The sequence below is a fragment of the Micromonospora sp. SL1-18 genome, assembly GCF_047921505.1.
GTDB lineage: Bacteria > Actinomycetota > Actinomycetes > Mycobacteriales > Micromonosporaceae > Micromonospora.
Genome location: NZ_JBLROA010000004.1, coordinates 125275 through 144443, shown reverse-complemented (window position 1 = coordinate 144443; position 19169 = coordinate 125275). Strand labels below are relative to the sequence as shown.

General features: G+C 75.4%; 15 protein-coding genes and 1 pseudogene. 7 read left to right on the top strand and 9 right to left on the bottom strand.

From position 1 onward, the window contains the following. Position 1: 1 nt before the first annotated feature. The 4 genes and pseudogenes from ACNAW0_RS03185 to ACNAW0_RS03170 all read right to left on the bottom strand — a co-directional run. Positions 2-1294 carry a DUF2314 domain-containing protein gene (locus ACNAW0_RS03185; RefSeq protein ID WP_416286146.1) on the bottom strand — a complete coding sequence of 431 codons (1293 nt, stop codon included), beginning with the start codon at positions 1292-1294 and terminating at the stop codon, positions 2-4. A gap of 65 nt (positions 1295-1359) precedes the next feature. Further along, a complete protein-coding gene (locus tag ACNAW0_RS03180; RefSeq protein WP_416286145.1) occupies positions 1360-2133 on the bottom strand; it encodes an adenosylcobinamide-GDP ribazoletransferase in 774 nt (257 codons plus the stop codon). Then, positions 2123-4120 carry a bifunctional adenosylcobinamide kinase/adenosylcobinamide-phosphate guanylyltransferase gene (locus ACNAW0_RS03175; protein ID WP_416286144.1) on the bottom strand — a complete coding sequence of 666 codons (1998 nt, stop codon included), beginning with the start codon at positions 4118-4120 and terminating at the stop codon, positions 2123-2125. The genes ACNAW0_RS03180 and ACNAW0_RS03175 overlap by 11 nt, the downstream gene beginning before the upstream one ends. 1006 nt (positions 4121-5126) lie before the next feature. Continuing rightward, positions 5127-6344, bottom strand: a pseudogene (locus ACNAW0_RS03170) (serine/threonine-protein kinase); the annotation flags it as partial. Between the two features lie 144 nt (positions 6345-6488). On the opposite strand from ACNAW0_RS03170, the gene ACNAW0_RS03165 reads away from it, so the two are divergent. Continuing rightward, positions 6489-6689, top strand: coding sequence for a hypothetical protein (locus ACNAW0_RS03165; RefSeq protein ID WP_416286143.1), 201 nt, complete (start codon positions 6489-6491; stop codon positions 6687-6689). Further along, complete coding sequence (locus ACNAW0_RS03160) at positions 6686-7465, top strand: site-2 protease family protein (RefSeq protein WP_416286141.1); 780 nt, start codon at positions 6686-6688, stop codon at positions 7463-7465. The genes ACNAW0_RS03165 and ACNAW0_RS03160 overlap by 4 nt, the downstream gene beginning before the upstream one ends. Before the next feature lie 101 nt (positions 7466-7566). On the opposite strand, the gene ACNAW0_RS03155 is transcribed toward ACNAW0_RS03160, so the two are convergent. Beyond that, positions 7567-8565, bottom strand: coding sequence for an aldo/keto reductase family protein (locus ACNAW0_RS03155; protein ID WP_416286140.1), 999 nt, complete (start codon positions 8563-8565; stop codon positions 7567-7569). A gap of 120 nt (positions 8566-8685) precedes the next feature. Next, complete coding sequence (locus tag ACNAW0_RS03150) at positions 8686-12432, bottom strand: WG repeat-containing protein (protein WP_416286139.1); 3747 nt, start codon at positions 12430-12432, stop codon at positions 8686-8688. 158 nt (positions 12433-12590) lie between these two features. Between ACNAW0_RS03150 and ACNAW0_RS03145 the strand changes: the two genes are divergently transcribed. Genes ACNAW0_RS03145 through ACNAW0_RS03135 form a run of 3 tightly spaced genes read left to right on the top strand, consistent with a single transcriptional unit; the run spans position 12591 to position 15209 of the window. Further along, positions 12591-13442: an ABC transporter permease gene (locus ACNAW0_RS03145; RefSeq protein ID WP_416286138.1), complete on the top strand. Its 852-nt coding sequence runs from the start codon at positions 12591-12593 to the stop codon at positions 13440-13442. After that, on the top strand, positions 13435-14244 hold the full coding sequence (locus ACNAW0_RS03140; protein WP_416286137.1) for an ABC transporter permease: 810 nt from the start codon (positions 13435-13437) through the stop codon (positions 14242-14244). The genes ACNAW0_RS03145 and ACNAW0_RS03140 overlap by 8 nt, the downstream gene beginning before the upstream one ends. Beyond that, positions 14241-15209 (top strand): ABC transporter ATP-binding protein, encoded by a 969-nt coding sequence (locus ACNAW0_RS03135; protein ID WP_416286136.1) that lies wholly within the window; start codon positions 14241-14243, stop codon positions 15207-15209. Before ACNAW0_RS03140 ends, ACNAW0_RS03135 begins: the two co-directional genes overlap by 4 nt. Before the next feature lie 22 nt (positions 15210-15231). On the opposite strand, the gene ACNAW0_RS03130 is transcribed toward ACNAW0_RS03135, so the two are convergent. Further along, entirely contained in the window at positions 15232-15792 is a 561-nt protein-coding gene (locus ACNAW0_RS03130; protein ID WP_416286135.1) for a helix-turn-helix domain-containing protein, read from the bottom strand. Between the two features lie 67 nt (positions 15793-15859). Between ACNAW0_RS03130 and ACNAW0_RS03125 the strand changes: the two genes are divergently transcribed. Together ACNAW0_RS03125 and ACNAW0_RS03120 are read left to right on the top strand one after the other, a co-directional pair. Then, positions 15860-16648, top strand: a complete 789-nt coding sequence (locus tag ACNAW0_RS03125) for an AzlC family ABC transporter permease (protein ID WP_416286134.1) — start codon at positions 15860-15862, stop codon at positions 16646-16648. Continuing rightward, entirely contained in the window at positions 16642-16950 is a 309-nt protein-coding gene (locus tag ACNAW0_RS03120) for an AzlD domain-containing protein (RefSeq protein ID WP_416286133.1), read from the top strand. The genes ACNAW0_RS03125 and ACNAW0_RS03120 overlap by 7 nt, the downstream gene beginning before the upstream one ends. A 53-nt stretch (positions 16951-17003) precedes the next feature. Here ACNAW0_RS03120 and ACNAW0_RS03115 read toward each other — a convergent pair whose 3' ends face one another. Then, complete coding sequence (locus tag ACNAW0_RS03115; protein WP_416286132.1) at positions 17004-17633, bottom strand: DUF3043 domain-containing protein; 630 nt, start codon at positions 17631-17633, stop codon at positions 17004-17006. 53 nt (positions 17634-17686) lie between these two features. Continuing rightward, positions 17687-19042 carry a UDP-N-acetylglucosamine 1-carboxyvinyltransferase gene (gene murA, locus ACNAW0_RS03110; RefSeq protein WP_416286131.1) on the bottom strand — a complete coding sequence of 452 codons (1356 nt, stop codon included), beginning with the start codon at positions 19040-19042 and terminating at the stop codon, positions 17687-17689. Positions 19043-19169 lie beyond the last annotated feature (127 nt).

Sequence of the window (19169 nt, the reverse complement as noted above, 5' to 3'; positions counted from 1 at the left end):
GTCAGTCGGCGGTGGGGGATTCGCCGGAGTCGAGGACGGCCTGGGTCCAGCCGCCCTCGATGACGCCGGTGCCGTCCAGGACGGCCCAGTCGACGACGTCCGTCGCCTCCACCACGATCGGGGCACCGATCCGGACGCCCGGGTCGCTGTTGGCGTCGCTGGCGCTCGCGCCGATGATCCGTTCCGGGGTCTCCCACGAGGTCACCCCGGCCCAGACGTACTCGGGACCGTCGTCGCCGGGTAGGCCGTACTTGACCACGAGCTGGGTCTCGGCGGGCAGCTGGCCGGCGAGGAAGCGGGCCCGGATGTCGCCCAGCCCGGCCCGGGCCGCGGCGACCGCCTTGCTCATCGCGTCGCCCGGTCGGGTGTACCGGACGTCCGGTTGGATGCCGTTGAACAGGGTGGCGCAGGCGGCGGCGAAGTAGCGGCCGGCCGGCCCGGGATGCCCCGGCGGCGGGCAGAGGCTGAGGAACGAGTCAGCGTCCGGGTCGGTCGCCGGGTCCAGCTCCAGCCGCAGCAGCACCGGCGCGGTGGCGCCGTGCTGCTCCGGATTGCCGTACGCCACCGCGATGTCGTGCCCGGTCACCGTGGCCAGCACCGGGAGCTGCACGAACGCCGGCACCTCCTCGCCGGCCAGCCCCTCGGTCCAGTCCCGCAGCAGCCGCCGCGCGGCACCGGTCATCACCGCTCCCCAGGCCCGGGTGAGGTGGTCCGGCACGCCCTGGGTCTGGAGTTCCAGCAGCCCGAAGCGGCGCAGCCCCTTGGTGGTGAACCAGAGCCCGTCGGTGTCCGACGAGTAGGGCACCAGCACCCAGTCGACCAGCCGGATCCGGCCGTCGGCGTCCGGGAGCGAGCGCAGCGCGGCCGCCGGGTCCAGGAACTGGAGACCGAAGACGTCCACCACGTCCCCGTCGACCGTCTCGGCGATCGCCGCGGCCACCGCCCGGGCCGCCCACTCGTGCGCCGGTGGCCAACCGGGCCGGTACTCCGCCTGCACCACCACCAGGTGCGTGGCGGCGGCCAGCCGGGCCAGCTGGGCCTCGGTGGCGCCGAACGCGGTGAGCAGGTCCGGCGGCAGCTCGGGAAACTCGCTGATCTTCCGGGTGTCGACGCTCATCAGCGGGCTGGCCAGCATCTGCTTCGCCAGCCCGTGCACCGGCTCGGCGAGCCGTCCGGTCAGGGCCTCCACCGCCGTCTTCGGGCTGACCTTCGGCAGCCCCGCGATCGGCACCAGATAGGTCGCGTCCAGCGACTCGGGCACCGGTACGGGCAGGAAGTCGTCCGTGATGAGCATGCCGTCCCCCCTCGACCGCACCGCTGCCGTCGTCCACGAACGCTACCCGCCTCGACGGGTGACGCTCAGCCGGACAGCACCAGTCCCAGGTAAGCCAGCGTGGTCACGATCTCCACCGTGGCCCCGAGCACGTCCCCGGTGATGCCGCCGAGCCGGCGTACCACGTGCCGTAGTAGCCCCGCCGCGACGGCGAGCGCGGCGACGACGGCGAGCGGCCCCTGCCAGGGACGGCCCGGTGCCGCGGGCACCGCCAGCAGCGCGACGCCGGCCGCGCCGACGACCAACGCGACCGGCCCCACCGTGCCGGCCACTAGCGCGCCCAGCCCCTCGGGCCGGGCGGCCGGCACCCCGCGGCGGCAGGCCAGGCCGACGCCGAGCCGCCCGGCCGCCGTGGCGGCGGCCACCGCGGCGAGCGCCGCTGGCCACGACCGCCCGGCCAGCTCGGCGAGCACCGCGGCCTGGAGCAGGAGTACGACCACCAGCGCGACCACCCCGAACGGGCCGACGTCCGGCTTCTTCATGATCTCCAGCGCCGCCGCGCCGCGCCGGTACGAGCCCAGCGCGTCCACGGTGTCGGCCAGCCCGTCCAGGTGCAGGCCCCGGGTGAGCAGCGCGCCGAGGCCGACGGTGACCCCGGCGGCGACCAGCGGCGGCGCGACGACGGCGGTCAGCAGCAGCACCGCCGCGAGGAGCGCGCCGAGCAGCGCCCCGACCGCCGGGGCGAGCGCCATCGCGGTGCCCGCCGCGGCCCGGTCCACCCGGCCGGCGCGCACCGGCAGCGTGGTGAAGGTGGTGACCGCCAGCCGGATCCCGTCCGGGAGCCGTGCCTCAGTCGGCACGCCGGCCGGGGGAGTCCGGCGCCGCGACCGGACCGTCCGGCTCGGCGGACTCCGGCTCCTCGGCGGGAGGCCGGACCGGCTCCGGCTCGGTGGTGGTGGGCCCGGGGCCGGCGGGCTCCGGCTCGGCGAACTCCGGCTCCTCGGCGGGAGGCCGGACCGGCTCCGGCTCGGTGCTGGTGGGCCCGGGACCGGCCGGCTCCGGCTCGGCGAACTCCTCCTGGTCGGCCTCGGCGCCGGCCAGCGACGGGTGCACCGGCAGGGTGGCGGCCAACGCCAGCACCGAGCGCAGCATCGGCAGGGTGGCCAGCGCGGTAGCACCTTCGCCCAGGCCGAGCCGCAGGTCCACCAGCGGGGTCAGGCCGAGCACGTCGGCGGCGAGCCGCACCGCGGGCTGGCCGCCGTGGTCGGGCAGCAGGCACCAGTGCCGGGCCTGCCCGGCCAGGTCGCGGCTGACCAGGCCGGCGGCGACCCCGACCGGCCCGTCCAGCAGGACCGGGATCCGCCGGGCGGTCGCGCCGAGCAGCACGCCCGTGGCCACCGTGATGTCGCCGCCGCCCAGCTCGGCCAGCACGTCCTTAGCGTCGCGGGAGGAGCGCCGGGTGCGGTGCAGGGCGTCCCGGACAGCCGCGCACCGGACCATCCAGGCCGCGTCGTCGATCTCGCGCTGCTCGGTCACCACCCGGCCCAGCACCGCCGGCGGTTCCGCGCCGGCCGTGGCGGCCAGCACCGCTGCGGCCGCCGGCTCGGTGCCGGCCCCGCACGCCGCCAGCACCAGCAGCTGTACGCCCGCGTCGGCGGCCTGCTCGGCCAGCCGCCAGCCGTACCGCAGTGCCGACTCGACCTGCTCGGCGGTGAGCGCCGGCTCGTCCTCCATCGCGGCGGAGGTGGGCGCCTCGACCACCTGCAGGCTGGCCCGGCTCTCGGCCGCCAGCCGGGCGAGCGCCCCCTCGCCGGCGCGTGCCTGCCGGGCGCGGCGGGCCGACTCGCCGGGCGCCGCGCCGGCCGACGCCCCGCCGGCGTGGTCGCCGTGCAGCAGCAGGACCCGCACCGAATCCCAGGGCGTGGGGGTCGGGGTGCCCTGGGTGGCGGCGGCGAAGTCGACCACCCGTTCCAGCACGCCGAGCCCGGCGCCGGGGATGTCCAGGGTGGCGAGCCGGTCGACCGCCTGCGGGCCGGCGTAGTCGTCGGGCATGGGCAGTTCCATGCCGGGCTGGATGGCCAGTCCGGTGGCGCCCAGCGCCACGGTGGCGGCCGCCCAGTCGGCCGCCGGCACCGGCTCGGGGGCCGGCAAGGGTGGCGCCATGTCCGGGGTCAGCACCTCGGGCAGCGCCTGCTCCGGGGTGGCCGGGGGCTGCCCGGTCGCGGGGCCCCCCGCCTGCTGCGCCGGGGCGGCGGCCTGCCCGGGGCCGGCCTGCGGCGGCGCGGCGGGGCGGGGCGGGGCGGCCGGCTTCAGCCAGGCGGGCTGGCCGGCCACGATCAGCACCAGCGCGTCGCAGGCGTCGGCGACCGCCCGGTTGGTCGCGCCCAGCGCGTCGGTGAAGGCCCGGCCCAGCGGCGTGGTCGGCACCAGGCTGAGCCCCACCTCGGGGCTGACCAGCACCAGCCGGGCGGTGCTCGCCCGGACGGCCGCCGCCAGCTCGGCGATGGTGGCCGGGTCGTCGGCGGGCTGGTGGGCCGGGTCGAGCAGCACGGTCACCCAACCGCCCAGGTCGTCGACGAGCAACGTCTCGTCCGGCTCGGCCGCCGCGATCACCTCGGCCAGCCGCCGCGGGTCCGCCGCGGTCTCCTCGGTCGTCCAGCTGCCCGGCCGGCGGGCCCGGTGGGCCGCCAGGCGCGTCGCCCACTCGGTGTCCTCCGGGTCCCCCGCTGGCGCGGTTGCCACGTACCGGACCGTGGGCGCGTCGGCGACCAGCGATTCCGCGAACTCGGACTTGCCGGACCGGATACCGCCGAGCACCAGCAGAGTGTTCCACCCGTCAACGGACATGCCCGTACCTTAAAGCCGTCCGGTCAGTCGCCGCCCGCCGGCCCGTACGCCGGGCTACCGGATGGGACGGCGGTCAGCCGCAGTGCTCGAACGCGCTGCCGTAACTGGCCCCGGGAACCGACCCGCCCCACTTCACGCAGACCCCGCCCGCGGTGGCCCGGACCGGCCCCGCGTAGTACGAGAACGACCCGCTGTCGGTCTGCCGGGCCTTCCCCTTCACCTCCAGGTACGCCGTCACCGAGGTGGCCCGGCCGACGGCGGTGTCCTTGAGCGTGACCACGCAGTTGGCCTTGCTGCTGGCGTTGTAGAGCAGGTAGACCCGGCCCTTGCGGACCCCGTTCGCGGTCAGCGTGGCCGAGTCGATCACCTGGAAGCCGCTGCCGCACACCTGTCCGGCCGAGTACGGGTTGGGCTTCTCCGGTGCGCTGGTCGTGCCGCTCGGCTTCGGCGAGCCGGTGCTGCCGGGCGGCCGGGACGTCGGCGCACCGGCCGGCGGGGTGGTGGCACCCGGCACCGGTTGTTGGTTCGGCCGGGCCGACGGCGACCGGTCGGTCTGCCCGGGACGGCTCGGCGTCGGCTCCGGTGGGCCCTCCGTGGCTTCCGTGGTCCCCGTGGCCCCAGTGGCCCCAGTGGCCCCCGTGGCCCCCGTGGCGTGCGGCGTCGGCTGTCCCTGGTCGGTGTCCGTGGACTCCCCGGTCAGCGCCGTCCGGTCCTCCTGAGGGTCGTCGTCGGAGGGCCGCAGTGCCGCCACGGCGACCGTGGTCGCCAGCGCGACGAGGACGACGGCGGCCGCCCCGGCCAGGGCGAGGACGCGTCCCCGCCCCGGGCGTCCCGACGGCTCCTCCAGCGTCGCCGGTACGCCGGAATCGCCGTGCCGGTCCGGCTCCGGGCCGGGGCGCGGGCCGGGGCGCGGACCGGGCCGGCCGGGGTGCGCCACGCCCACCGACCAGGCGGGGCCGGCCGGGGACGGACCCGGATGCCCGCCGGGCGGCCCGGCGGTGGCGGGGGCGTGCGGCCCGGACGGCGGCTGGGCGAACCCACCCGGGGCACCGGGCCCGGTGCCGGGCGTGGCGGCGGGGCCGGACGCTGGGCCGGCGCCGGGCGTGGTGCCGGTGGGGCCCGGGCCTGGGGTGGCTGCGAAACCTTCCTGGCCGCTGACGCCGGCCGACGGGCCGGTCAACCCCGGAGCTGGTGCGGGGGTGCGTGGGCCCGGTGCGGCGCCGGCGTCCGGGTCGGTCGGGGACCCGGCGGGGGTGGCAGCGCCGGACGGCGTACTCCCGGGCTGGTCCGAGGCGGCGGGAGCGGGAGCGGGCGTCGGGAGCGCGGCGGCCCCCGGCACGGCCGGGCCGGCCACCGCCCACGGCGGCTGGGGCGCGACGGGCAGCCGGGCCATGGTGGCGTCCCGGGCGTCCTGGGCGGCCTCGGCCATGGCGAGGGCGCTCGGGTACCGGTCGTCGGGGCTCTTCTCGAGTGCCCGCCGGACCACCTCGATCATGGCCGGGGGCGTGTCCAGCGGCAGCGGGGCAGGCTCGTCCTGGGCGTGCCGCAGCGCCACCTGGAGCGGGTTGTCGCCGTCGAAGGGTGGGCGGCCGGCGAGGCAGAGGTACGCGACCGCGCCGAGCGCGTACACGTCGGTGGCGGCCGAGACGGCCTGGCCGGTGGCCTGCTCCGGTGACATGTACGTGGCGGTGCCGAGCACCATGTGCGCGGCGGTGATTCCCTCCATGGTGCTGGCCCGTGCGATGCCGAAGTCGACCAACACCACCGTGCCGTCCCGCTTGACCAGCAGGTTGCCCGGTTTGACGTCGCGGTGCACGATCCCGGCGAGGTGGGCGGCGTGCAGCGCGTGCGCGGCCTGCGCCACCACCGACATGGTGGACGTCGGGTCGAGCCGGCCGGTGCGTCGGATCCACGTCAGAAGCGGATCGCCATCGACGTACTCCATCACCAGGTAGCTGATCTGGCTGCCGTCGGCGAGGGTGGCTGAGCCGAAGTCGTGCACCTGCACGATGCCCGGGTGCCGCAGCGCGGCCAGCATCCGGGCCTCGGCGTGGAAGCGGGTGGTGAATTCCGGGTCGTCGACCAGGGACGGTAGCAGCACCTTCACCGCGACCTCACGGTCCAGCAGGGTGTCGGTGCATTTCCAGACGGCCCCCATGCCACCACTCGCGATGCGTTCGTTCAGCCGGTAACGGTCGCTGAGGACCACTCCTCGAGTCAGCACCGCGCCACCGTACCGCTCGCCGGCCCACCGCCCGATCCACCGGGGTGCCCGTCCCGGCCCGTAGTCGGCCGGGCCGATCGCGGCCCGGCCGACTACGCTTGCGGGAGTCCGTCCACGGACGACGGCGGCGAGGGGAGACGCGGTATGGCGTGGAGCTGGCGGTACGAGGGCACCAACGGCGATTCGGTCGACGGGCCGAGTGAGTCGTTCGGCAGCCAGGCGGACGCCGAGTCGTGGATCGGCCAGACCTGGCGGGAGCTCGCGGTGTCCGGCGTCACCTCCGTCGCGCTCGTCGAGGACGACCGGGTGGAGTACCGGATGAGCCTGCTGCCCCCGGCCGAATGACTGGCTACGACCGGCTGGTGCTCGGGGTGCCCCGCGCGGCGTTCCGGCCCAGCCCGATCTTCCTCGCCCTGGTCGCGCTCTTCGTGGTCAGCGGCACGCTGACCTGGCAGGGCATCGGCAGCGTCCGGTTCGACGTCTTCCTGTTCGTGGTCTCGGGCTGGCTGGTCTCGCTCTGCCTGCACGAGTACGCCCACGCGGTGGTCGCGTACCGGTTCGGGGACCGGGACATCGCCCACCGGGGCTACCTGACGCTCAACCCGCTCAAGTACACCAACCCGCTGCTGTCGATCGTGCTGCCGGTGGTCATCGTGCTGCTCGGCGGCATCGGCCTGCCCGGTGGCGCGGTCTGGGTGGACCGGCACGCCATCCCCGGACGGCTGCGGCACACCCTGGTCAGCCTGGCCGGCCCGGCCACCAACGTGCTGTTCACCCTGGTCCTGATGGCGGCGCTGTGGCTCGGGTACGGCAACGTCGGCCCGCTGCAGTTCTGGGCCGGGGTGGGGCTGCTGGCGTTCCTCCAGCTCACGGCCAGCGTGCTCAACCTGCTGCCGGTGCCCGGCCTGGACGGCGGCAACATGATCCAGCCGTGGCTCAGCCCGTCGTACCGCCGGATGTACGACCTGTTCGCCCCGTTCGGTTTCATCCTGCTCTTCGCGCTGCTGTGGAGCCCGCGGATCGGCGGCTGGTTCTTCGGCGCGGTCTTCAACGTGGCCGACTTCCTGGGGCTGCCACCCCAGCTCTACGTCCTCGGGCGCGAACTGATCCGCTTCTGGTAGGGCTGACCGGGCGGGGCCGCCGCAGCGGCGGGGTGCCGTCTGTGCGCGTACGCGGAGGGGCCCCGGGCCGGCGCGGTGGCCGCGCCGGCCCGGGGAGAGCGTCACGGGCGCTGCGCCGGGCTCTCGGTCTTCGCCGGGTCCCGCTCGGTGATCGGCTCGACGATCTCGTCGATCGCCTTGAGCAGGTCGGCGTCGAGCTTGACGCCCGCCGCCTTCACGTTGTCGTGCACCTGTTCCGGCCGGGACGCACCGACGATCGCCGAGGAGACGTTCGGGTTCTGCAGCACCCAGGCGATGGCCAGCTGGGCCATGGTGAGTCCGGCCTGCTCCGCGAGGGGCGTGAGCCGCTGCACCTGCGTGAGCACGTCGTCGGTGAGCCACTTGGCGATGAACCCGGCGCCGGACTTCTCGTCGGTGGCGCGGGAGCCGGCCGGCGGCGGCTGACCTGGCAGGTACTTGCCGGAGAGCACGCCCTGGGCCATCGGCGACCAGACGATCTGCCCGAGGCCCAGCTCCTCGCAGGTGGGGATCACCTCGGCCTCGATGACCCGCCACAGCATCGAGTACTGCGGCTGGCTGGAGACCAGCGGGATACGCAGCTCGCGGGCGAGCTGGTGGGCCTCGCGGATCTGCGACGCCTTCCACTCCGAGACGCCGATGTAGTGCGCCTTGCCGGAGTGCACGATGTCGGCGAACGCCTCCATCGTCTCCTCCAATGGAGTGCTGTAGTCGTACCGGTGGGCCTGGTAGAGGTCCACGTAGTCGGTCTGCAGGCGGCGCAGCGAGCCGTTGATCGACTCCATGATGTGCTTGCGGGACAGCCCGCGGTCGTTGCGACCCGGGCCGGTCGGCCAGAAGACCTTGGTGAAGATCTCCAGCCCCTCGCGCCGCTCGCCCCTCAGCGCGCGGCCCAGCACCTCCTCCGCCCTCGTGCCGGCGTACACGTCAGCGGTGTCGAAGGTGGTGATGCCGGTGTCCAGGGCGGCCCGCACGCAGGCGGTCGCCGCCTCCTCCTCGACCTGCGAACCGTGAGTGATCCAGTTGCCGTACGAGATCTCGCTGACCATCAGGCCCGAGCGGCCTAGGTGTCGGAATTCCATGCCTCGACCCTAGTCCCGCCCGATCTGGTCACCGTAGGGCGCGTCGGCGCGATGGCCGGCCCACGCTCGGGCCGGGCCCGCGCGGCGTCCGGCCGGTCGGTCCGTCGCGATCGCCGTCGCTCAGAGCACCGGGGTGGTGTCGGCGAGCAGTTGTTCGATCTCCGCGACCACCCCGGCGCGGCTCGGGTGCACCCGGTCGATCAGCGGCTCGCCCCGCCGGTCCAGCGCACCCCAGCGACCCGACTCGTCGCGCACCAGGAAGGCGACCGGGTGCACGACCAGCGCCGGGTACATCGGATTGATCAGGACGCGGCCGGTCCGGTCCACCACGCCCCGGCGGCCGGCCAGCTCCACCACGGCCAGGCCGTCCTCGGTGAAGCCGTCCACGTACCGGCCGTCGGCCAGGGCGGTGCCGAGGGCGTGGTACCGGGTCGGCACGACGACCTGGCCGGCCCGGTCGACCGCGCCCCAGCCGCCGTTCTGGCGGACCGCCGCCAGGCCGCCCCGGAACGGTCGGACGTCCTCGTAACCCGGCGGGATCCGCACGATGTTGGTCGGGTCCACCGCCATCCATCTGCCCTTGCCGTCCATCGACACCCAGGCCAGCCCCTCGGAGAACGAGGCCACCGCCCGGTAGCCGTTGTTCGCCTCGATCAGCGCCGTGCCGGTGGCGTCGACCAGCGCCCAGCGGGACGCCTCCGGGCGGCGTACCCAGGCCACACCCTCGTGGAAGGGCTGCACCTCGGCGTACCGGTGCTCGATCACCAGCTCGCCCTCGGCGTCCGCGTACCCCCAGAGCTGCCGCTCCTCGTCGAAGGTGGGGACGGGGTACCGCTCCTCGCCCAGGACTGCCTCCCGGGGCCGCGGCTTCGGACCGAAGCCGTCGGCGGCCGCCCGCTCGGCGACCGCGTCCAGCGCCACCGCCGTACGCACGCTCAGCTCGGCGTCCTCACCCTGGCGCAGGTTGAGGGCCCGCTCGAAGTGCAGGCACGCCTCGGTGAGCCGGCCCTGGTCGTAACAGGACCGGCCGGCGTGCTCGTGCAGCACCGCGCGCAGCCGGTCGGGCAGCTCCGGCGAAATGGCCGCGGCGAAGAGCCGGTCGGCCTCCGCGTACTCGCCCCGCCAGCGCAGCACCTCGGCCAGCCGCGCGCGGGCCAGCGCGGTCCGCCGCAACTCGCCGGTGGCCTCCGCGTACGTCAGCGCGAGCCGCGCGTCGGCGATGGCGTCGTCCAGGTCGCCGAGGATCCGGGCGGCCACCGACCGCAGGCTCAGCAGCCGGGCTCGGGTGCGGTTGTCCAGCGCGCTGCCGAGCTTCGTGGTGAGCCCGGCCAGGACCTCGCGCAGCGCCTCCGGGTCAGGGGCCTCCTCGCGCAGCTTCTCCGGGTGCAGCCGCCACCGGATGGCGGCGAGCGCCTGCTCCGGGTCCGCCGGGCGTACCTCCCGTGGCTCGTCCTCGGCCGGTGCCGGCGGCCCGGACACCTGGGCGGGTGGCGCGGAGACCGGGGCCGGCGGGGCGGACACGGGCGGCGCGGACCCCTGGGCCGGTGGCGCTGGCTCGTTCTCAGCGGCGGCCGGTGCCGGCGGCCCGGAGACCTGGGCGGGTGGCGCCGACACCGGCTGGGCGGCCGACGCCGGAACCTGCGCGGGCGGGGCGGACACGGGCGGCGCGGACCCCTGGGCCGGTGGTGCCGACAGCGGCGGCGCGACGGGCGCGGCAGCCTGGGCCGGGGGCACCTGGGCGGTGGGCACGGCGTCCGATGCGGCCGGTCGCGGCACCGGCTGCGCGGTGGGCGCGCCTGTGGTGGGCCGGACGGCGTCCGAGGCGTCTTCCTGGCCGCTCGGCGGGACCGGGCCGGCGGCGGCAGGGACGTGCTCCGGCGGGTGGGACTCCCCGCCCCGCTCGCCGGTGGGTCCCACTGCAGCGGAGGGCGTGGCGGGCGCGGGCGGTGCCGACACCGGCTCGGCCGGGGGCACGCTGATCGGCTCCAGCGGCCCATCCGGCTCGGCGGGCGGGGCGCTGACCGGCCGAGCCGGCCTATCCGGCTCGGCCGACGGTGCGCCGGCCGGGCGGGCCGGCGCGGCGTGCCCGGCCGGCGGCGCGGGCAGCGGTTCGTCCTGGGGCGGCGAGCCGGCCTCGGTCTCGCCGGCCGGATCCGACGTGGGCCCGTTCGGTCGGAACCAAGCTTCGTTGCCCTCGGCCGTGCTGGTCGTAGAGGGCGACGCCGGGTCGTCGTCCGACCGCGAGGTCCGCGCGGCCTCCGGGATACCGCGGTCACCCCCGGCCTCGACAGCCGACGGGGCCGAGGCCGGCCCGGCCAGGTGGTCGGCCGACCCGGAGGAGGCGGGGGCGTCCGGCGTGGCCGGCCGAAGGTCGGCGGCCGGCGCGTCAGGCGCACGCCAACCGTCGCCGGGGCGGGCCGGCCCGTGTTCGACCGGGCGGTCCGGCCACTCATCCTGACGTGGGCGGCCGGCCGGCCGGTCCTCCGGCCGGTACCGGTCCTCGGGTCGGGGAGCGATCGGCTCGGGTCGGCGACTGTCGTGCCGGGGAACCGCCTCGTCGGCCGGGCGCATCGGCCGGCCGTCCGGGCCGGGCCAGCCGGGGCCGGCCGGGCGCTGCCACTCGTCGGGCCGGTACGCGGCCGACTCACCGCGGGGTCGCCGTTCGGCGGGCGGCCACTCCTCGGCGCGCGGACGCGCGGAGTCGGACGGCGGGCGGCGGGTCTCCCAGCGCTCGTCGGGACCGGGGGCGCCGGGACGTGGGCCACCGCGCCGGCCGGGCTCCGCACGGTACGGATCCACGGGGCGCCGGTGGCCGTCCGGGGTGACGGGCGCAGCGGGGTGGTTACCGGCCCGCGGGGCCGCCTCCCGGCGCGGGTCGGGCTCGCGGCGTGGCGGGCCGTCGAAGCCCGGTTCCCGCCGGTCGGCGGGCCGTTCGAAGTCGCGCTCCCGCCGGTCCGCCGGGTGTTCGAAGCCGGGCTCGCGTCGGTCGCCCCGGCCGTCGAAGGCCTGGCCTCGCCGATCCGCCGGGTGTCCGGAGCCGGGCTCGCGCCGGTCCAGCGGGCCACGCGCAGCCGCTGCGGCCGGCCCCTCGGGCGTGCCCCGGCGCTGTTCCGACCAGGCCGGTCGCGGCTGGGGGCGGTGCGGGAACTCGTCGGGCTCCGGCAGCCAGCCGGGCTCGGGCGCGGGGGAGACCGGTCGGCGGAACTCCCCGTCCGGCGGTGGCATCCGCCGTCCGGGCTCGGGGCGTGCCCAGCGCTGGTCGTGCCGGTCCTCCGGCCAGCCGGCGGCCCGCGCGCGGTCCGGCGTCCGCTCCGGGCCGCGCGGGTCGTACCGGTCGCCCGGCTGCGGCGCGGGGCCACGTCGTGGGGCGTCGTCCGCGCGCACGTCGCCGCGCGGGCGCCGGTCCGCCCAGGGCAGCCGCCCGTCCGCGCGCGGCTCGTCCCGGCCACGCCCGTCCGGGTACGCGCGCCGCTCGCCCCCACCCGAGGGTCCCGGGTACGCGCCATTCCGGTCGCTCGGGGCCGGGCCGGCCGGATACCCGCCGCGCCGCCCGTCGGGGCTCGCCGGGCTGACGGGGTACGTGCCGCGTCGCCCGTCCGGGCCTGCCGGGCTCACCGGGTACGCGTCGTGCGGGTCACCCGGCGCCGGGCTGGTCGGGTGTCCGTCCCGCTCCGGTGCGGGGCTGATCAGGTGCACCTCGGCCCGGCCGACGACGGCGGCCCGGCCGCGTGGCGCGGGCGGCGTCAGGTGCTCGATGCCGATGTCGCCCGGGTAGCGCTGACCCGGGAACTGCGGCTGCCACTCGTGGGTGGGTTCGGCGGCCCAGGATGCTTCGGCCGGCTCGCGCCAGCGGTCCCAGCCGCTCATCGGGGGACCCTTTCGCCGCCCGCGCGGCGCGGCCCCGGGGCCTCGCGTCGCTCGCTCACGGCGATGTCACCTCGTTGGAAATTGTCGCGCCGGGCACCAGACGTGCCGGTAGAGTCGCCCGGTCCGGCACGTCATGGCTGCGGAAGGAGGGTAGCGGCGTGGGCTCTGTCACCGCCACTGTGGCATCGCCCACGGACTCAAACGTTACCCGATGGTTTCGGACATTCAGCGCGATAGTGGCGTGTGGTTTTCGGCGGTATGCGACCTACCGCCAGGCCGCCGTGGCGGGGGTGGTCACCAACAGCGTCTTCGGCTTCCTGCGCTATTACATCTTCCTCGCCGCGGCCGGCGCGTCGGGCCGGGTCGCCGGCTACGACCGCGCCCAGCTCGCCACCTTCGTCTGGGTCGGGCAGGGGCTGCTGGCGGTGGTCCTGATCTGGGGTTGGACCGAGCTGGCCGACCGTATCCGCACCGGCGAGGTCGCCGCCGACCTGCTTCGCCCGGTCCACCCGGTGACCAGCTACCTCGCCACCGACCTGGGTCGGGCCGGGTTCGCCGCGCTGTCCCGGCTGGTGCCGCCGGTGCTGATCGGCCTGCTCCTCTTCGAGGTGTACCTGCCCCGCCGCCCGGCCACGTGGCCGCTGTTCGCGCTCTCCGTGCTGCTCGCCGTGGTGGTCTGCTTCGGCTGCCGCTACCTGGTCAACGCCACGGCCTACTGGTTGCAGGACGTGCGGGGCCCACTGATCCTCTGGACCCTCAGCTCCGGCGTGCTCGCCGGGCTCTACTTCCCGCTGGGCTTCCTGCCCGGCTGGCTGGAGGCCACGCTGCGGTACGGCACCCCGTTTCCGAGCCTGCTCCAGATCCCGCTCGACGTGCTGATCGAGCGGAACCCGGCGCCGATGCAGCTCGGCCTGGTCGGGGTGCAGGTCGGCTGGGCCGTCGCGCTGCTCGCCCTCTGCCGGCTGGTGCAGGGCCGGGCCGAGCGCCGGTTGGTGGTGCAGGGTGGCTGAGCCGGGGACGCTGGCGGCGTACCGGGCGCTGCTGGGCGCGCAGGCCCGGTCACAGGCCGCCTACCGGACGTCGTTCGTGGTGGACCTGGTCGGCAACATCGGGGCGACGGTGTTCGACGTGGTCACCGTGCTGGTGCTCTTCGGCGTCACCCGCGAGCTGGGCGGCTTCACGCTCCGCGAGACGCTGGTGATCGTCGGCCTGTCGTCGTTCGCGTTCGCCACCGCGGACCTGCTGATCGGCAACATCGAGCGGCTGCCCCGGTACGTCCGCACCGGCCTCTTCGACGCGGTGCTGGTCCGCCCGCTGGCCGCGCTGCCCCAGCTGTTGCTGATGGACCTGCCGCTGCGCAAGGTGTCCCGGGCGATCTTCGGGCTGGCCGTGCTGGTGGTGGCGCTCGTCTCGGCCGGCATCCAGTGGACGCCGGGGCGGGCGGCGTTGGCGGTGGTCGCCCCGCTCGCCGCCGTGGTCTTCTTCGGTTCGATCTTCGTGACCACCGCGACCGTCTCCTTCTACTGGATCGACTCGGGCGAGCTGGCCAACTCGGTCACCTACGGCGGGCGCGACTTCACCTCGTACCCGGTCACCGTCTACGGCGGCTGGTTCCGCGCGCTCTTCGCGTACGGGATGGGTTTCGCCTTCGTCAGCTACCACCCGGCGCTGGCGCTGCTCGGTCGGGCCGATCCGCTCGGCCTGCCCGCCTGGGTCGGCTGGGCCGCGCCGGGCGTCGCGGTGGTCGCTTCGGCGGTCGCCGCCCTGGCCTGGCGCGTCGGGATCCGTCACTACCGGAGTACGGGGTCTTGAGCGTCATCGAGATGAGCGGGCTGCGCAAGGAGTTCACCGTCCGGGTGAAGGTCGGCCGGCTGCGTCGGGAGCGGCGCACCGTCACCGCGGTCGACGGTATCGACCTGCGGGTCGAACGCGGCGAGATGGTCGGCTACATCGGCCCGAACGGGGCCGGCAAGTCGACCACCCTGAAGATGCTCACCGGCGTGCTCATGCCATCGGCGGGGCAGGCCCGGGTCTGCGGGCTGCGGCCGGTGGCCGAGCGGACCCGTCTGGCGCTACGCATCGGCGTGGTCTTCGGGCAGCGCTCGCAGCTCTGGTGGGACCTGCCGCTGCGCGACTCGTTCGACCTGCTCCGGCACGTCTACCGGGTGCCCGCGGGCGAGCACGCGGCCCGGCTGGCCCGCTGCCGGAGCCTGCTCGACCTGGACGAGTTCCTGGACACCCCGGTCCGGCAGCTCTCCCTCGGCCAGCGGATGCGCGGCGAGCTGACCGCCGCGCTGCTGCACGGCCCGGAGGTGCTCTTCCTCGACGAGCCGACCATCGGGTTGGACGTGGTGAGCAAGCAGGCCGTCCGGGGCTTCCTGGCCGAGCTGGGCCGGGCCGGCGACACCACCCTGGTACTCACCACCCACGACCTGGCCGACATCGAGCGACTCTGCCGGCGGCTCGTGGTGATCGACCACGGCCGGGTGGTGCACGACGGCTCGATCGCGGCGCTGCACAGCCGGTACGGCTCCCGCCGGATGGTCGTCGCCGAGTTGGACGCCGCGCTGCCCGAGCCGCCGGCGCTGCCCGGTGCCCCGCTGGTCCGGATGGAGGCGGACGGGCACCGGCTGGTCTTCGCGCTGGAGTCGGCGAGCGTCGCCGAGGTGGTGGCCGGGCTCGCCGGTCTGGCCGCCCTGCGGGACATCTCGATCGTCGAGCCGGACATCGAGGAGGTCGTCGCCCGGCTCTACCGCGCCCCGGCGGAGATCGGCTGAGCCGGGCCACGGGCGGCCCGCCTCACGGGTGCTCCATGACCAGCACCGCGAAGGTGCCCGGCGCCAGCGCCTCGTAGCGGTGTGGCGTGTCGCCGGGGAATGTGGCGTAGTCGCCCGGACCCAGCTCGACCAGGTCGGACTCCGGGCCGACGCGCATCCGCCCGGCGGCGACCACGACGTGCTCGACGCTGCGCGGGGTGTGCGGCTCGGCCACCCGTACGGCCCCGGGCTCCAGCTCCATCACATACACGTCGCGGCGGGCGTGCGGCGCGCCGGCGGCGAGCAGGGTGGCGCTGAAGTCGGCGTGCTCGGAGCGGATCCGCGGGCCCTCGCCGGCCCGGACGACCCGGACGGTGACCGTGGGCGGCTCGACCAGCCGGCTGAACGGCACGCCCAACGCGACCCCCAGCGCCCAGAGTGTCTCGACGCTCGGGTTGCCGACGCCGGATTCCAGCTGCGACAGGGTGGACTTGGCGATGCCGGCCCGGCGGGCCAGCTCGGTCAGCGAGATGCCCGCCCGATCGCGCTCGCGACGCAGGGCGGCGGCGATGGTGGCCAGCGGGGGAGCGGGGTCGACCGCCATTGTTCGCTCCATAGATCGGTTTGTTCGGTTTGACGAACACGCGTTGTTGCGTTCAGGATAATGGACCATGCGTACGGCATATCGAACGGGCGACGCGGCCGTGCTCCGCGACGTCGCCGCCATCGGCGCGGCGATGCTCGCCGTCGGCGCCTCGTTCGGCGCGGTGGCGGTGGCGGCCGGCCTGCCCGCCTGGGCCACCCTCGCCATGTCGGTGTTCGTCTACGCCGGTGGCGCGCAGTTCATGGCGGTGGGTCTGGTGGCCGCCGGCAGCCCGCTCGCGGCGGTCCTCGCCGGGCTGCTGCTCAATGCCCGGCACCTGCCGTTCGGCCTGGCCCTCGGGGGCAGTCTCGGCCCGGCGCGCTGGCGGCGGCTGCTCGGCAGCTACCTGATGACCGACGAGGCGACCGCGTTCGCCCTGGCCCGGCCGGCCGGGCCGGCCCGACGGCACGCGTTCTGGGTCGCCGGGGCGCTGCTCTTTCTGGCCTGGAACGCGGGCACCCTGCTCGGCGTGCTGGCCGGCGGTGCGGTCGGCGATCCGGCCGTGCTGGGACTCGACGCCGCCTTCCCGGCCGGGCTGGCCGCCCTGCTGCTGCCCAGCCTGCGTGACGCGCAGACCCGCCGGGTCGCGCTGGCCGGTGCCGGGCTGGCCGTGCTGGCCACCCCGTTCCTGCCCGCCGGGCTGCCGGTCCTGCTCGCCCTCGTCGCCGTCGTCGTGCCCGCGCTGCGCCGCCGCGGGCCGTCCCCGGCCACCGCGCCGTCCCCGGCCACCGTGCCCGATCCGGGCCGGGGCGACGAGGAGGCCGCCCGCGCGCCCGGGCCGGGGGCGGTCGCGCGCAACGAGGAGGCGTCATGCTGATCGCCGTGATCATCGCCCTGGCCGCCGGCACGTACGGCTTCCGGGTCGCCGGGGTGCTGCTGCGCGACCGGCTGGAACTGCCCGAGTGGTCCCGGCAGCTGCTGCCGGTCGGCGCCGCCGCCCTGCTGGCCGCGCTCGCCGCGACCGCCGCGTTGACCGAGTCCGGCGCCTTCGCCGGCTACGCCCGGCCGGCGGGGGTGCTGGTCGGGCTGCTGCTGGCCTGGCGTCGGGCACCCTTCGTCCTGGTCGTGGTCGCGGCGGCCGGCACCACCGCACTGCTGCGCCTGCTCGGGGTGGCATGAGGTCGGCCCCTCCCCGCAGCGGCGGGAAGGGGCCGGGTCCGGGCCGAGCCCGGTCAGATCTTGTCGCCGAGGTTCACCTGGGGCTGCGGGGCCCGCATCTTGCGGAACGTGATCGAGCGCATGATCGCGTAGAAGTAGAGCGAGCCGAGCTTCTCGGTGCTCTTGGGATGCCGCTCGCGCACCAGCTTCTTGATCCGGCGGGAGATCAGGATCGAGTCGATCAACACGCCGAGCGCCAGCGCGCCCCACAGCAGGTTGGAGGCCAGCCGGACGATCGGCGGCATGGCCTGGTTGGAGCCGAGCAGCACGATCAGCGCGCCGCCGAAGAACCAGGTGCCCACCGTACGCCGGGAGTCGACCACGTTGCGGGCCAGCAGCCGCTCAGGGCCCCGGTCGCGCGGGCCGCCCTCGCGGCGGAACTCGGCCGTCGCCTCGGCGCGGGCCACCCGGCGCTGCTCCCGCGCCTCCTCCTTGGTCAGCGGCTTGGTCGGCGCGCCCTGCCGGCGGCTGGCGGCGGGCCGCTTCGGGGTCACCATGCCCAGTTCCTTCTTGCTCGGGGTGTAACCCCGGGAACGGGCAGCGGTGGGTGCCTCGTCGGCGGTCACCGTGGTGACGGACTCCTCGACGAGGTTGGCGGGCTTACGACGAAACAGCGACGGCACTCGTGAAGAGTAGCCAAACATCCGCGCCCGGTGCACATCGCGGGTGCACCGGGCGCGGAGAACGCAGTGTGATGTTACGGACGCTCTACGTGTGCACCGAGGTCCGCCAGCTTGGCCTCGAAGTCCTCGTAGCCGCGGTTGATCAGATCGACGCCGTACACCCGGGAGGTGCCCTCGGCCGCGAGGGCCGCGATCAGGTGGCTGAAACCGGCGCGCAGGTCCGGGATGACCAGGTCGGCCGCGTGCAGCTTGCTCGGGCCGGCGATCACCGCGGAGTGCTTGAAGTTGCGCCGGCCGAAGCGGCACGGGGTGCCACCCAGGCAGTCCCGGTAGACCTGGATGTTGGCGCCCATCGAGTTGAGGGCGGTGGTGTAGCCCAGGCGCTGTTCGTAGACCGTCTCGTGGACGATCGACAGGCCCCGGGCCTGGGTCAGCGCCACGACGAGGGGCTGCTGCCAGTCGGTCATGAAGCCCGGGTGCACGTCGGTCTCCAGGGCGACGGACTTCAACTCGCCGCCCGGGTGCCAGAAGCGGATGCCACCCTCCTGGCCCGGCCGGCCGGCCCGCGGCGGACGCAGGTCGGTCACCTCGTACTCGCCGCCGACCGAGCGGAAGATGTTCAGGAAGGTCATCATGTCGGCCTGCTGGGCACCGAGCACCTCGACGTGGCCGCGGGTGGCCAGTGCCGCCGCCGCCCAGCTCGCCGCCTCGATCCGGTCCGGGATCGGCCGGTGGGTGTAGCCGTGCAGCTTCGGCACGCCCTGGATCTCGATCACCCGGTCGGTGTGCACCTTGATGATCGCGCCCATCTTCTGCAGGACGCAGATCAGGTCGATGATCTCCGGCTCGACCGCCGCGTTGCGCAGCTCGGTGACGCCCTCGGCCATCACCGCGGTCAGCAGTACCTGCTCGGTGGCGCCCACACTCGGGTACGGCAGGGCGAACTTGGTGCCGTGCAGCCCGTTCGGGGCGGACAGGTGCAGCCCCTCCGGCCGCTTCTCGACCGTCGCGCCGAACTCCCGCAGCGCCTGGAGGTGGAAGTCGATCGGGCGCGGGCCGATGTGGCAGCCGCCCAGGTCGGGGATGAAGGCGTGGCCGAGCCGGTGCAGCAGCGGGCCGCAGAACAGGATCGGGATCCGGCTGGACCCCGCGTGCACGTTGATCTGGTCGGTGCTGGCGCTCTCGACGTTGGACGGGTCGAAGACCAGCTCGCCGTCCTCGTCGCCGTCGCTCACCTTGACCCCGTGCAGGTCGAGCAGCCCGCGGACCACCTCGACGTCCCGGATCCGTGGCACGTCGAACAGCCGGCTGGGGGTGTCGCCCAGGAGGGCGGCCACCATCGCCTTGGACACGAGGTTCTTCGCGCCGCGTACGCGGATCCGCCCTTCGAGGGGAGTGCCTCCGTGTACGACCAGGACGTCGTCGGTCAACGCAACCTCCAGCGCGTTGGTGTCGTGTTGATTGTGGGGTCCACGATCTGCATCGCTACCCGGAACGCGGCCTCTGTTAAACGGCCCGCGTAAGTCGTCGCCTCGGCAGCATAGCCCTCCGTGACGA